The sequence below is a fragment of the Mariniradius saccharolyticus AK6 genome (genome assembly GCF_000330725.2).
GTDB classification, from domain to species: domain Bacteria; phylum Bacteroidota; class Bacteroidia; order Cytophagales; family Cyclobacteriaceae; genus Mariniradius; species Mariniradius saccharolyticus.
The window spans coordinates 176,722-191,553 of sequence record NZ_AMZY02000008.1 but is presented as its reverse complement, the minus strand read 5'-3'; the positions used below and the strand labels follow the sequence as shown (position 1 = coordinate 191,553).

At 46.7% G+C, this 14,832-nt stretch carries 13 protein-coding genes; 2 read left to right on the top strand and 11 right to left on the bottom strand.

Translation table 11 applies throughout. The features are described 5' to 3' along the window. Positions 1-116: 116 nt before the first annotated feature. From C943_RS07510 to C943_RS07495, 4 genes are all read right to left on the bottom strand, one after another. Positions 117-773: a hypothetical protein gene (locus C943_RS07510; RefSeq protein WP_008626061.1), complete on the bottom strand. Its 657-nt coding sequence runs from the start codon at positions 771-773 to the stop codon at positions 117-119. A gap of 255 nt (positions 774-1,028) precedes the next feature. Further along, the gene (locus C943_RS07505) at positions 1,029-1,529 is read right to left on the bottom strand and encodes a threonine/serine exporter family protein (protein ID WP_008626060.1); all 501 of its coding nucleotides are present in this window, start codon (positions 1,527-1,529) and stop codon (positions 1,029-1,031) included. Then, a complete protein-coding gene (locus C943_RS07500) occupies positions 1,529-2,305 on the bottom strand; it encodes a threonine/serine exporter family protein (RefSeq protein WP_008626059.1) in 777 nt (258 codons plus the stop codon). Before C943_RS07500 ends, C943_RS07505 begins: the two co-directional genes overlap by 1 nt. A 60-nt stretch (positions 2,306-2,365) precedes the next feature. After that, entirely contained in the window at positions 2,366-4,471 is a 2,106-nt protein-coding gene (locus tag C943_RS07495) for an acylase (RefSeq protein WP_008626058.1), read from the bottom strand. Positions 4,472-4,922: 451 nt separating this feature from the next. Here C943_RS07495 and C943_RS07490 point away from each other — a divergent pair, with 451 nt between their 5' ends. Continuing rightward, positions 4,923-6,035, top strand: coding sequence for a fatty acid desaturase family protein (locus tag C943_RS07490; protein WP_008626056.1), 1,113 nt, complete (start codon positions 4,923-4,925; stop codon positions 6,033-6,035). 179 nt (positions 6,036-6,214) lie between these two features. Here the strand turns inward: C943_RS07490 and C943_RS07485 are convergent, their stop codons facing one another. From C943_RS07485 to C943_RS07455, 7 genes are all read right to left on the bottom strand, one after another. After that, positions 6,215-7,261, bottom strand: coding sequence for a TolB family protein (locus C943_RS07485; RefSeq protein WP_008626054.1), 1,047 nt, complete (start codon positions 7,259-7,261; stop codon positions 6,215-6,217). A gap of 163 nt (positions 7,262-7,424) precedes the next feature. Beyond that, positions 7,425-8,015 carry a hypothetical protein gene (locus tag C943_RS07480; RefSeq protein ID WP_008626050.1) on the bottom strand — a complete coding sequence of 197 codons (591 nt, stop codon included), beginning with the start codon at positions 8,013-8,015 and terminating at the stop codon, positions 7,425-7,427. Positions 8,016-8,034: 19 nt separating this feature from the next. After that, positions 8,035-9,009, bottom strand: coding sequence for a hypothetical protein (locus C943_RS07475; RefSeq protein WP_008626047.1), 975 nt, complete (start codon positions 9,007-9,009; stop codon positions 8,035-8,037). 245 nt (positions 9,010-9,254) lie between these two features. After that, on the bottom strand, positions 9,255-9,728 hold the full coding sequence (locus C943_RS07470; protein WP_008626039.1) for a glycosyl-4,4'-diaponeurosporenoate acyltransferase CrtO family protein: 474 nt from the start codon (positions 9,726-9,728) through the stop codon (positions 9,255-9,257). 176 nt (positions 9,729-9,904) lie between these two features. Next, a complete protein-coding gene (locus tag C943_RS07465; RefSeq protein ID WP_008626038.1) occupies positions 9,905-10,531 on the bottom strand; it encodes a hypothetical protein in 627 nt (208 codons plus the stop codon). 209 nt (positions 10,532-10,740) lie between these two features. Next, positions 10,741-11,700 (bottom strand): TolB family protein, encoded by a 960-nt coding sequence (locus tag C943_RS07460; RefSeq protein ID WP_008626037.1) that lies wholly within the window; start codon positions 11,698-11,700, stop codon positions 10,741-10,743. Positions 11,701-11,792: 92 nt separating this feature from the next. After that, on the bottom strand, positions 11,793-12,242 hold the full coding sequence (locus C943_RS07455; protein WP_008626032.1) for an SRPBCC family protein: 450 nt from the start codon (positions 12,240-12,242) through the stop codon (positions 11,793-11,795). Between the two features lie 590 nt (positions 12,243-12,832). Here C943_RS07455 and C943_RS07445 point away from each other — a divergent pair. Further along, complete coding sequence (locus C943_RS07445; protein WP_008626031.1) at positions 12,833-14,614, top strand: eCIS core domain-containing protein; 1,782 nt, start codon at positions 12,833-12,835, stop codon at positions 14,612-14,614. Positions 14,615-14,832: the final 218 nt, after the last annotated feature.

Sequence of the window (14,832 nt, the reverse complement as noted above, 5' to 3'; positions counted from 1 at the left end):
TGAACAGCGTGGTTGGGAAGAGCCTGATTTTTGGTAGTTCCTCCGTAAAACGAACAACCGGGGAAAACTGGATATTATCCGCTTTCCCCGGTCTCAAATGTCTTCTCTCAATTCCCCTATTTCCCCGGAAGCCTGAACACCAAGCCTCCATCAAAGCCAAACTGGTACATGGTGGAGAAGGTCGTCACACCGGCACCTGCACCACCTGTGCCAAAATACAATCCGCCCCCCATTGATTGAACCGCGGAAAACAGCGAAGCCTGAATCCTAAGGGCGACATTCTCGGCCACCCAGATATTTGTTCCACCACGGATATTCCAAGCGAATTTTGTGGCATTGTTACGGTTTCCATTGTTTGGGTTTTCCACATCAAAAATCCCCATACCCAAACCACCTCCCAGAAATGGTTCTACCTTTTCATTGACAGGGATATAATTGGTGAAATTCAGCATGATCCAATTTATACCCAAATTAAAATTCGCGGTATTAAGACCACCGCCACCGATTCCTGGATCCCGATAGGTGGCTGGGACGTTGGTGTCCTGCCTTTTGTACTGGAGTTCTATGGCACGGTTGCCGGGAATGGCGTATTCCAGACCCACGCCCCATCGGAAACCGTCCTGGATTTGTCCCGAGGCGTAGGAATTGGCGGAATAATAATTGTCAAAACTGTCGGGGAATACATAACCCGCATACGTGTTGATACGGAGACCCTGGGCAAATCCAAATCCGCCCATCAACATCAATAAGATCAAAATAATTGGCTTTTTCATTGTCTTCAATGGTTTATGTTGTTGTGTTTTTGTTCAAATAATCAGTTTATCGTGATTTCCACTTTTTCTGAAAGAATCATCCATTGTCCAAATGTAGGTTTTCGAATACGGGAAGATTATGATTAAACCTTTGGAGAAATATGATAACTGTCATGCTTTTAATGGATAAAGTCGACAGACGGACAATATGAAAGTTACTAAAAATACAAAGTAAAACAGCCTACATCTGATAAATATAAAGACATGCGGGCCGATTTATTGACCTTTTTTAAAAAATGTGGAAAGCCTGAAATTCTTGACACTTTCTATCCTGAACAAAAGCATGGGAAGTGTCACGCCCAAGGCCAGTACCAGGATAATGAATAGCGTCATCAGTCCGTTGTGAACCATCCTGGTCAACACCTCCACCTCTGTGTTGTAAATAAAATTGATCAAACCCAAGATCGTTCTGTAGGCAAAGGAACCTGGGATCAAAGGAATTACTGCGGGTATCCCGATCACCACGGGAGGCACATGACGCCAATGGGAAACGGGAATGCTCGCAAAACCTACCGCAGTCGCCGCCAAAGCCGAGGCCAGGATAATGCCACCGCCTACAATAGGATTGAATATTGAGAACTTGATTAGCCCAGCTACAAATGCACACAGGAAAATGGACAGCAAGGCGCGAGTCGGTGCATTGAAAAGTACAGCAAATCCCATGGCTGCCACACCACACCAAAAACCCTTCAAGACTATGTCCAGCCAATCCACCATCACCTTGCACCAAAAATATAGAGTACCGTCGCCAAGCCGGAGGCGATCGCAAATGCATGCATCAGGGCATTGATCCCGCGGTCGAGACCATTGATGATATATCCGTCCAGTAGGTCGATGAATGCATTGATCATGAGCACCCCGGGAATCAAAAACAGGATGCAGGTGGCAAAGGCATGGTCCAATTTAGAATCCACGCCTATCTTCCAAAAGATACCGATGACCGTGGCAGCAACTACCGCACTGGCGTAAGTGACCAAAAAGGGGTTAAACTTCTTGCGGACCAATTCCTGCTTCAGATATAATCCGATAAAAGTGGCAGCAAACGTGATCGCCATTTCCGTGGCGTTGCCGCCAAACGTGAAACAAAACGCAGCACCTGCCAATCCTACCAACAGCAAGATCAAATACCGGTTGTACATGGGCATTTCCTTGGCTTTCTTGAGTCTTTCTTCTACCATATCCATATTGATGTCTTCCTCGATCACATCCCAACTGAGTTTGCTGATCGCAGAGACAACCCTGAAATTGGCTCCGGGAAGTGTGGCTATGCTCCGCGAGCCGGAGAAGATGTTTTCCTGATTTTCCAGGTGGAGGGAAATCGAGATATTGCGGGTGCCCATATCGATATTGGCTTCATACCCATAGGCCATGGCAAATCGCGACAAGTTGCTCACCACCCTGCTGCTGCCAGCACCCGATTTGATGAGTGCAACTCCCGCCTGCAGTAGGAGGTTTCCGAGTCTTGAAGGCTCTGCAGGCTGTCGTGTGGTCATGGATTACGATTCAAAAAGCTTCCAAATATACATGTTTTCGGATTTGGTGCATTCGTGCCGTTAGTGTTGCCGGGCGGAAAAAACATCCCCTCCGGGCCTGTACCTTCTTTTCGCGGATTTCAGGACGGTAGTTTTGTCCAAACTCATGGGTTTGAGTTCGCGATTCAAAAAATGCGCCATCTGGTCTGAATAATGGGGACTTTCGGGACGATTGCTTGCCCCAAAGACATTGATTGTTTCGATTTCCGGTAATCCGTCGCCAAACCGCACCATCATGATGTAAGATTCCCCCTGTATACCTTTCCGCATGCCATTTTCCCAAGGGGATGAGCGCATGGCCGCCAACACATCGTCAATTCCCCACAGAGGCAAGGACTTGTCTCCACGCACCAATTTTTGGTATGCTCCCAAAGGGACCAAGGATTTTCCAAAATGTGTTTCAAAATGCGATTTCGCGGCCTTGATACCTTGAATGGCTTCTTCTTCGGTCAGGATGGTGTCGAAACTTCTGCCTGCTTTGGCAAATTCATCCCACCAGTAATAGTAGATAAAGGCAAAAAGGCTCGCTCCTTCGCTCTCTATTCCAGCCGATTTGTCCCAGGTCGCGAGCGTCAGGATTTGTTCCTTCAAATCCGGATATGCTGCCGTGTCCAATTGGAACAAGATTTCCATATCCGTCCGAAAGGCCTGTTTGTGAGGCAAGGTCTGATCAAATTTGATCCGTTCGAAAACCTCATAGCTGATGCTTCCCTCCTCGGGCATCAGTTCCCGAAATCTCAGGGAGCGGTTATTGTCCCGATCAACAAAGCCCATTTCTTTTGGGAAGTTTTCTGGATCAAGGTTATCCGACCAAGCGCTGGCTCGGAATGGCGAATGGTTTGTATTGAAAAGGTACCCGGACGGAGGATTTACCTGCTGGGGAAGCTCGGAAAATGCATGAAATTCGGTCCAAAGCGTCTCTTTGGTATTTCCAGGGACAGTCCCTGAATAGTCATGGCCAGGCTTTCGCTTCGGTAGCAGACCATTGCTGACATAAAAAATCGTGTCGTACTTGTCGGCGTAGACGGTATTGAAATTGGTGAGCTGCATGGTATTCATGGCAGCTTCCCATTCGGCAAAATTCTTCGCCTTGTTCATTCTCCACCACTGTTCGGGTGCACCGACTTGCTGCAACGCTCCAAAACGTATGGAGAATGCACCCTGCTCCGTGACCAAAGTTGGTCCATAGATGCTTTTCCAGACTTTCTTCGGAATTGGTAGCGTGATCCAATCCCAAAGCCGCACTTTCAGCCAGACGTATTTGGATTCCATTTTAAGCCATTCCCCGTCGACCATGTATTCATCGTTATCTTCTGGATTGATCTCAAGTTGGTACAGGTCGAGAAAGTCAGGTGTATTTACGGTATGCGCCCAGCCCAGATGTTCGTTTACGCCATGGAATACCATCGAGCCACCTGGGAAAAGTCCCCCTACGATGTTCCATCCCTCTTCTGATTGCAGATGTGCTTCGTACCATGCCACGGGTCCTTCCAATGGCTGATGGGAGTTGATCGCAAGGAAAGTCTCCCCGGAAACGGTCCTGGACGAATGGACGGCGATGGCATTCGAGCCTTTGGGATTCTGGTCTTCGGGAATCAAGTCAACAGTCCCGCCGACAATCTGCTGGACGGCGCGGTCAGCACCAGACATTTGGGCCAGCGAAAGGATATAGGCGGATAGCATCTCCCGGGGATTGATCGGAAAAGCTGGACTATAGAGTACTTCATCTGGATGGGACAAGGCGTAATCATTGAGGCCCGCGGCATAGCCTTCCAGCACCTTTTTGAATGCGGGCGAAAAGCTTGACTCATATTTTTCCTCGGCAATTTGCTTGGTTTCGAGTAAGTGGACAAAGAAATCAACACCCGCACCTTGCTCCCCGTAGACCCGTCCCAACAATGCTTTTCCGGCCAAGACGGTCTTTTGGATGGTTTCAAAATCATCTTCCGCATGTGCCCAGGCCAAGCCATAAGCCACATCGGCGTCCGTCTTTCCAAAAATATGTGGTACCCCAAATTCATCCCGCACGATTTCGATTTGGCTGGTGTCCCAGCCCGAAGGTTTCAGGACCCTTTGGCAAGACAACGCGACAAAAACAAGAAGGGTAAAGAGAAGTGATTTTTGCATAGGATTCAGCCTTTTGGCGAAAATGGTTTTCTGGGGATTTGTAAATATAAATGGGAAAAAGGATTCTACACCCTCAGCGAGATGGTATGCCAAGACCAAAGCAAAAGCCCTGTCGATGAAATCATGTCAAATGAAAAACGGTTGAGGCATATTCATCTTCAAAGCCATTAGGGGGGACGCATTTTCCATTAACCCGTTGTGAATGGTATTGGAGAAGTTCCTCGTATTTGTTTTGGTAAATTCCATACACATGGACGGGCCTACTTCTATTTCCACAGTAAAGGCTCCTAATTGACGAATGAAGTAGTATTGGCAGATTGGATACGGACTCGAGACAGACTCAATCCAGAACTACTTTTTGACCTTAACCGCAGGCTCGGTTATTTATTTTTTCCAACTGATAAATATCGTTGCGGTTTTATTTACCTTGCTAGTCAAGTTAATCATCCGAATGAAGAATACACCTAAGTTTGCCCGAGGGCAGTCCGAGTTTTATGCCACGCTTACGCAACGCGTGAATGCGTATTTCAAGAATAACAACATCCAACGTACTGCCAATACCGAAATGGTGGTAAAAACTGTGTTTATGTTTGCGTTGTTTTTTGTTCCATACATTTTCCTGATCACAGGAACATTCCCAAACCTGCCCGTATTCTATGGGCTCTATTTTATCATGGGCCTAGGCACAGCCGGTATTGGTTTGTCGGTGATGCACGATGCCAACCACGGAGCCTATTCCAACAAGGCTTGGGTGAATAACCTGCTCGGTTTTTCCCTGAACGTTGTCGGCGGTCATGCTTTCAACTGGAAAATCCAACACAACGTATTGCATCATACCTATACCAATGTGCACGACGTGGATGAAGATATCAGTCCAAGGGGTGTCCTGCGGATGGCGCCAGGCTCTGATTGGAAGCCGATGCACCGTTGGCAACACATTTATGCCTGGTTTTTCTACGGCTTGCTTACCTTGGTTTGGATCACGTTTAAGGATTTTCAACGGCTCACTCGATACAACCAAGAAGGTTTCGTGAAACGCCAAAATTCATCCATCCGGCAGGAATGGGCGGTAATGCTCATCAGCAAATTGATTTACGCGGGTTACGTGGTCATACTTCCCATGGTGCTGCTTCCGGTAGGTTGGGGCCATGTCTTGTTGGGCTTCTTGCTGATGCAATTTGTGGCAGGATTTATTCTCGCCATCATCTTCCAGCCTGCACATGTGGTTGAGGGAACAGAATATCCTGTGGCCGATATGGAGGGCAATCTTGAAAACAATTGGGCGATCCACCAACTCCATACGACGACCAATTTTGGCCAAAGACATAAGATATTCTCATGGTATGTCGGCGGGCTCAATTACCAGGTTGAACATCACCTGTTTCCCAATATCTGCCATGTGCATTACCGGAAAATTGCCAAGATCGTGGAACGCACCGCGCGGGAATTTGGATTGCCTTACAAATCGAAAGGTACTTTTGCCCAAGCCATTGTCGCGCATACGAGAATGCTCAAAGAGCTAGGGAAAAAACCAATAACAGAGCCTGCCGTGGTTTCCGCATAGGAGGGATTCGTTCGGAAAATTTGCCCAAACCAGGTTTCTTGGGTGCTTGAAAACAAGCAAAACAACATCATCCCCACAGGATGATTTGCTCGTGCAATACAAGTGCGGGGTATAGACTTTCATGGTCTTTGGGAGACAGACCATGATGGGGATTTTGTTGCCATTATTAGCCTTCGATCTCACTTTTTCATCTTGTGCCTTTCGTATGCATCGAGATCAAAAAGGAAGATACCCCGTCCATCTCCCGCGCCTTTCTGATAGCCGAACTGGTGGGCGATAAGGTTTCCATGTTTGTTGACCACAGGATTATCCGATTTGATCTTGTTGAAATATCGGGTGGAAAAATCGGCCAAGCGCTCAACTTCCCCGCTGCCATCCAGTTTTAGTTTGTATATATCGAGTTTATACTTGTTCCTTTCCTCCATGGGCTGGTGCCGATCACTTTCGATTACCATGTATTCTCCGTCTGGGAATATCCCTTCTGCTTCATTGTAGCTTTTCGGAAGGTCCGTATACTTGGTTGTCTTCTTTGTAACCAAATTGAATCCAAACACCTGGGAATTAAAGTACTGATCTCTTTCATCTCCCCAATAGTGGGTATAGATCAATTCTTCGTCATTGGTTGGCCTAAAATCCTGAGTTTCCAGCCTAACATAGGCTGAGGAGTCATTGTAGGAGATGATCGTTTCTACGTCCTTCAGCTGTGGGACACCGTCCACATAGTGTATTTCCCCCATTTTTATTTCCCTTTGTCCCTGAAGTGTCCAAGCTATCTTCAGGCTATTTTTTGATACCGCGGGACCCTCGTCGCAAAAGGCATTCAGCGGATAGGGATTGCTTGGGTTTTCCTTGGTGAGAATGTACAGTCCGAGTCCCGCATGCCTGTCCTTCTCGGGATTGGTCGCGTCAAAAATGTTGGAGCCCATCGCCAAAAGCAAATCCCCATTAGAAAGACACAATACGCGGTGGATGCCGCCGTGATAGAACCCGGAGGTGACTTGGGAAACCTCTTTGGTGGCTATGTTGATTTTAAACACGTCACCGACGAGCTTATTCAAAAAATAGATATTTTCCGATTTCTCATCCCATTCGGGTCTCACCCCCCAAGTAGTCAGGATGGAGAAGTAGGGCGGGAGTTCCTTCGCCAAGGATTCGATCGTTTGGGCATAGGCTGAGTTAATCAGCTGGAGAACAAGGAAGGCAATGACTGTTAGACTTTTTTTCATACAGTTTTTTCTAAAGTTTATGAGCATAATCAATCGGGAATTCCATCGCCTAATCAACCGACATTTGGAGGATTTCGGCTCGAAAACACATCCGTCATTTACCAATTAACTTTTTACAAAGCGAAATCGAATCATAGCCTTGGACGGACCCAGGATTCTGAATTTAGTCTGAAAACCTTGAATTCTTCCAAGCATCGAGCATTTGTTGTCCTTTTTTCGGGTCGACAAACATGATGTTGACCGAAAACTCACGCTTTCCAAAAAGGCGGCTGTACATGATCTGGTGCATCACCATCTTGTTGGGAAGGACGATTTTCATGCTATGGGTCTGGAATTCGAGTTTGCCGATCTTTTCCACCGAAGATGCGGTATCGATTTTGGCATCCGGTATTTGGGTTGCAAATGTCTCATAAATCAGTGCATTGACATTTTTGCAGGACTCGATATAATCACCGTCTACTTCGGGATCAAATGGCTGATAATTTGCCTCGAAGTAGTTGAATTGGTTGCTTCGGAACACAAAAATCGTCTTGGCTTGATTGATGATTTCCTCTCCAAAGGTATCCTCAATGGCTTCCGCTCCCCGGTTCTGCATTTTGGTCCATTCCTCAGTGCTGACGGTTTGGAAGTTTTCGGGAATCAAAATGGTCCAATTGAAGTCCTCGTCATGGAACTCCTTGGCGGGGGTCGTTTGTCCGTTACAGATTTGGATAGCTGCAATGAAGGCTAAAAACAGATTAAAGCGAATTTTCATCGGAATGGAGCGGAATATTTTAAAGAATTTCCTGTAACACCTGCCTGATTTTTTGGGCGCCGGCTGGGATGCCCGCTACATCATGGGAAGTCTCCTCGGGAAGAAAATGCCATTCTTTTTTGCTTTTGACGGCATCAAAGAACAGACGTCCCTGTCCGTCGGCGTTAGTCACATCATTGGTGTTGATGAAGATGAGGTTGGTGCTGTAGTCCAATTCGGGCGGAATGCGGGTAGAAAGAAGCGAGGATTCGTCGAGGGCATCCAACACAAATTGGGGAGGTGTTTGGTTGCGGTTTTGGCAATAGTTGCCGTTACCGTCCCAGCCGTGGATATAGTCGGTGATTCGGAATCCTCCCAATCCATCCGGCCAAAATGCATCCCCATTTTTGTCTCCAAAAATCCCCTTTGGCAGATCCGCCGTTGGTGGACCTGCGACGAGGATGGCATGCTGTATATCATTTTCCAAGGCAAAACGGCTCAATCCATAAGCGATCTGGAAGGAACCGCCACTTCCTCCATGGGCAATGATATTGTCGGGCTTTGTCATTTCACTTGTCTTCAAATAGCGGAGGATGACGCCATAAGCCCTTACCGCCTTCGGATAGCCTGCGCCTGCGATTCCCGTTCCCCAACCTTCGGACCCCAGCCACCTAATCTCAAAAGTCTCCAGACCAAGGTTAAGCGCAAAGTCCAAGGTGGTATTGGTTTCCAAGCCGATGCCATAGAAGTTTGTACCAAACCCGCCGGAACTCAGCACCAGAGCACCTTTGGAGGGAGTGGAAGGCTTCATGATGCGAACTTCAACCCGGCGAAGGCTGCTGAGGTCTTCGGAACGCAGTTCGAGTTGGAGGAGGGTGGCTTCCCTGTTGAGAAAGGAAACTTGGGTCCGTCCGATAAACCGGACCTCCTCCATCGGGTCTGGGGGAGGAGTAGGGGTACTGATACATGAGAAAAGCCCCAAGCCCAAAAAGACAATCAAAAGGCGCGTAATCATATGCGAAGGAATTATCAAGCGAAAAAGATATCTACAATGATTTCGTTTTCCAAACTTCTCGACGGACATATTCTTTTGCCTGCAAAATCCCGCATCCAGCTTCTACTTGAGCCAAGAATTCTAAGCGATGGCATCATCTTTTTCAGAAAACGGTTAATTCTTTCAACTGGAAACTGGACCATTCAAGCGACTAAGCAGGAATGGTTACTCAGGTTGCGTTGAACATAAATGATCCGAAATAGCTGCTATTTTACTTTTTGACGTCCAAGGACTTGGTCGATTCTCCTTTTGTTTTCTTGCTGAAGTAGGGAGGGGTAGGCGTTGAAAATGGCATTTGGGATCATCATGCTGAGTCCGAAAACAAGGCTTATGTTGAATGTCTGGAAGAGTGCAAAGGCAGCCACGAAAAGAAACCCGATCAGGTGGCTGACCTCGGCAAGGGTCATCTGATGGCGAATGGCGGTCAAATCGGTGTTTTTGCCTTCTACCTTGATTCCCTGATTGAGGAATCTGAAAAAGGTGTTTTTCACAATCCATTTGAACTGTCCGATACCGAGTGTTTTGTTCAGGGCTTTGCTTGGGATGAAATTGAGGTGGGACAGCTTTTCATAATAGCTTGTTTTTAGCAGCAGGGCGTTGCCGATGATTCCGACCATCCAAGAGACGATGGAGAGGGATAATCCAAAGCTGAGGCCGGTCAGGAGGTGATTCTTAAGCATGGGTCAGGTGTGACTATTCATGTAAAAAGGGAAAGCGGGGGAGGATTCCTAAAATACGCAAAATCGCTCAGTCCTTGGTCGAAAAAAAACATGAATGCACGATTGGTTCGCGACTGCCCTCTGAGCTTTGCGCTTTTGGCGTCTTTGCCTGAACGATTCATACATTCCGGGGAGTCTTAATCCACAATCCACAGGCTGTCTTTCATGACAAATGCCACCAAACCCAGACGGCTAGCCAGATAGATTTCCTGGGGCTGGGTATTTGGGTTGGATTGGCTGATTTTGAATACTTTGTCGTACTTCTTTCCGTTCAAAACCAAACTGGGGTAATTTTTAAAAAGGTAATCCTCGGGATCATCCACGGTGTAGTTGATTCTCTTTCCGACAAGGGTATCGTTGACGATTTCCAAACTGAACATCATCTGTTGGAAACCCACATTCATGTGCCCCAAGCCTGAGGATTTCCCGTAGCCGACTTCATTGAAGATATAGACTGTGTTATCCTCCGTCCTGTGATTTGAACTATAAAGGCCATGGCATCTGCTTTCTCCCGCTTTTATCCTGTCGGGGTCAGTGCTGACCAAGAAGGGTTCGGAGATCCTGTATTCCGAGATTACCTTGCGTGTTTTTTCACCGCTTCGGAATACATAATCCGGCCCGGGAAGCAGTAGCATCCAATCCCGCGCGGGAATGGTAAAATCAAAGCCCTCACAGGATTCCACGACCATTTCCTCTTCCTCCGGGACACAGCCAAACACGCTCAGGAAAAAAACAGGCACAAGTACAAAATTCCGGATTTTCATGGGGTAGAAATTTGTGTCGGTTTTTGTTCTGGAACCAAGATAAGATTTTTTAGGTGGCTTGGGGAAAAATCACTGGGATATTTAGGGATGCTCTTTGTTTTCTACTTCCCCCGCTCCGAGAGGACAGGGTCGGGGAGAGGTGGAGCAGGATAAAATGGTCTGTGAGGACTCAGACCAAAGTCTGCGATGATTTCCTTTTTGAAAAAATCCTAATACTCAATAAAAACCGGCGACAATTGGGATTTGTAGGTTGTGTCGGTAAGTTGCTTCTTTTCCTTGGTTTGCCAATTTATCAGGGTGATGTGGTATTGCGTTTCGGCTTTGTCACTACTGTTGAATACCAGCCATTTTCCGTCCTCACTCCAATCGTGCCAGCCTTCCGAATCAGGATTGTCGAGGAGCTTCCATTGCTTTTTTCCATCAGGACTCACTGCAAAAATGCTGTGCCGGCCATCCTGTAGGGAAATGTAGGAAATGAAATTTTCCGTCGGGTGCCAGCGTGCCGACCCCGCACGGTAGCCGTAGTCCTTTGCGGAAGGATTGTCTTCTGGATAGTGGGTAAGCTGTATCATGCCGTTGCCGTCTGCGTCCATCAGGAACAGTTCCTCATGGGTGGACTTGTCCCGCTTGTTTTTTTGATAGCTGAAGACGATCTTTTTCCCATCCGGAGAGAAAGCCGGGTCACGGTACATTGCCGCCGTATCATTTGTGATTTGCCGGTAGGCACCTGTCTTGGTATCGACCAGGAAAAGCTGGAATCGGACTTCCTTGCTTATCCTTCCTGCCACAATCATTTCTTTCCCCTCGTTGCGGGTATCCATCCAACTGTCTTCCAAGCGGAGATCGCTGATCTTTCTGATATTGTTCCCGTCTGCGTCGGTTTCGTAAAGGAAAAAATGACGGTAACTCGTATCCCTGTCGCTGATGAAAAACAGGCGGTCTCTATAAGCCGTGTAGGTCCAAGCGACGTCGTCGTTGTTGAGGATGTTCTTCTTGCCAGAACCATCAAAGTTCATGCGGATGATTTCCCAATCATCTTTCGTGGTATCCGGAATGTGGATGTTGTAGGCAATGCCTAATTTCTTTCCGCTTTCTGTCGGATGGGTTTGGGAAAAAGCTGAAGTGAACAAGATAAGACCCAAGAGGAGGGAGGGGAATAGCGATTTCATGGGTACTGGTATATTGGGTTTTGGTTGGTCGGAAAACGATTCATCTTTTGCCAATGGGAGGAGGTTATCAGGTTTGGCCAAGATTTGAAAACCTATGCATCGGGAATATCGGGTTCCACCAAGCGCTTCAATTTTTCCAGACTTTCCTGCCACCCCAGATAGCACATTTCCGGGGGAATGACCGCAGGTATTCCCTCCTGTACAATCTTTATCTCGGTCCCACAGGACACCTTTGTCAACCAGATACTCGTAGTCATGACATCGGGAAGATTTGGATCGTCGAATTTGTCCGAGTTTTTGATAAAACTATTGGGGATGATTTGCAGGTACTGCCCGCCAAACGAATGGCTGTTTCCCGTTGAGAAATTTGTGAAGGTCATTTGGAAACGACCTCCTTCATGGAAATCCATCTGCTGGACCGTACAGATGAATCCATAGGGAGGAATCCACGTGGCATAGGCATTGGGGTCGGAGAACGCGCGGAAGACTTTTTCAGGTGCCGCAGTGAGCACCCGGTGCAGAGTGACGGTGTTGGTGGCCATGGTAGCGATGCTGTGTGTTGAATGGATGGAAGGGATAGATTTCTGCCAATGAATATAAGAAAAAAGCCGGGTACTGTGGGAACATGGATCATGGAAGCAACGAAATAACCGGCTTCAGACCGACTAGCATCGTGTCTGGGGCCAACAATTTGTCTCTCGCGTTCCAGGGATGGATAAATGCGGCTTAGGAGCAATGATATCATGAAATCGCCTCTCCGAGGCTCGTGATCACGATAAAATACCTTCAGCTACAATCAAAGCACCCCTGTGGAGCTGATCAATTCTTGATCTGCGCTGGTTGCTCTTTGTTCCCTACTTCTACCATTTCAAGACGAGAGGGTCGGGGAGAGGTGAAAAAGGAAAAAATGGTCTGTGGGGACACAGACCATGGTGAAGGATTAACATAAATGGGTTTTTGCTCAGATAATGCAGTATCGGATCTATTGGTAGACTGTTTTTTGAGTGGGGTAAAAAACGTATATTTAGACAGGCGAAAAACAAAAACCTGGTCCGGTTTATCCATTTTTAGTGGATCGATAGCATAATTATGCAGCAACAAAACGGTTGGTGTTCACCAAAATTAGAAAATCATGAAAGAAAATTCTTCAAACCACGGAAAATTGGTTAGCAGGGTAAGCGCCAATCAACCTTTTTTTCAAAAGAAATCAGAAAATGAACCAGCTATGGAACCCGGAGTGAGGGATCAAACTTTTTTTGGTGAAACCATGGGCTTTTTCACATCGCCTAATACGGATATTAAATCCAGCGACCAAAGACAAAACGGGGTGGGTGGTTTTTTCTCGAAAAAAAGGAAGGATTCATTTTTCAGGCCGACAGCCATACAGCCCAAGTTAACCATTGGTCAACCCAATGACCAATATGAGACAGAAGCCGACGATATTGCTGAGCAGGTGGTAAAAATGCCCGAGAGTAAAAAAGAGCAAACAAGATTTTCGGATAGTAAAAATGAACAAGAAGGTTTCGCGACAAATAGGAGCTTCACTTCCCAAATAACGCCAACACAAAATAATTTCTCCCCGATTTCTGATGTAACGCACCCGATTCAAGGGAAATTTTTCCAAGAGCAAGACAAGGCCATTTTTCAACTTGAAAACCAAATCAACAATAGTAAAGGTGGCGGCATGCCAATGGACCGAGATATCCAATCAACGATGAGCCGGAAGTTTGGCGCGGATTTCAGCGGAGTTCGGATCCATACGGGAGTTCAGTCTGCTCATATGAGCGAAAAACTAGGGGCTAAAGCATTTACTGTCGGCAATGATATTCATTTTAACCAAGGACAATATGATCCTTCTTCTCTACATGGCAAAAAGTTACTGGCACATGAACTAACACATACCCTGCAGCAGGGTGCAGCGCATGCCGACACGATCCAAAGTACATCAAAGAATATAGTCCAGCTACGGACTGATTTGGGGTATCATTCTTGGACCTCAACATTTATGGGACGACGTACCATCCATAGAAGTGTAATTGCACTCACCCAACCAGAATGGGAAGCTCGGCTTAGAAACCTTGATGAAGAAAGTGAATATCGGGAAGTTCAAGGATTCTTGGAATGCGCGATTAATCCAGGTATAGCCAATCAGACTAGCCATCCAAATGGGTGGCCAGATTATGTAAATCATATTGACCGTGCCCCAAATCGTGAAGAAATACTGGATTTCATGAGAGCTTTGTATAGTGTAGGCTCAGACTTAGATCTTCCCGATGGAGGTTGGGGAGATGAAGGAGGGCCCTTTAGGCTTTCTTTAAGAGAACAGATTGCCACATTGATTTCCCGCTATCAAGGTTTCATTATCCAGGAATTTTCCGAACAAGGCAATGTGATACCCGAGTCCAATGTTGCGGCTATTGTCGATGAAACCAATGCTGATTATGTTCTTTCACGGGGTGTGATGATGAGTATTATCAATAATGCTGGAGCAACAGCGATGAAAGCGCTTGATATGGCTGTTACTGCAAACAATTTGACCGATCAATTACGACGTGAAACTTCATTGGCCACCGCCTACGAAATGGTCAGAAATGCGGGCAGAACAATCAGATATGCGATTACCCAAGAAACCATTCAGATCCAGTTTAACCAGGCAGTGGTTTCAAATATATTCGATACCGTGTGGGGAACCTTGCCAGGTGGCGGGGCATTGACGGGAGTGGCAAAAGACTTGCTGAAATTAGGTTTGAAAACGATGGTAGAAGAGGCTTCCAAGCAAGAAGGTTCTACGGCTCAAGCGGAGGCATTAAACAATAGTTTTGTGCGCTATGCGAATCAGCTTGTAAGGGATGGTCATACCACAAGTGCCATAATCCAACCTGCAATCAATGGTTTTGAAGCAGTTCGACGTTAAAAAGACTGGGAGTCCACGGTGAACTATGCGGTAAAAGAAGTTTCCTTCATAGCAACCCAATCATGAAATCGCCTCTCTGAGGCTCGTGTTCCCGAAAAAATCCCTTCTGCTACAATCAAAGTGCCCCTTAGGGGCTGATCAATTCTTGATCTGCACGGAATTTTCTTTGTTTAATATTTCTCCCATTCCAAGAGGAGTGTGTCGGAGAGAGGTGGAGA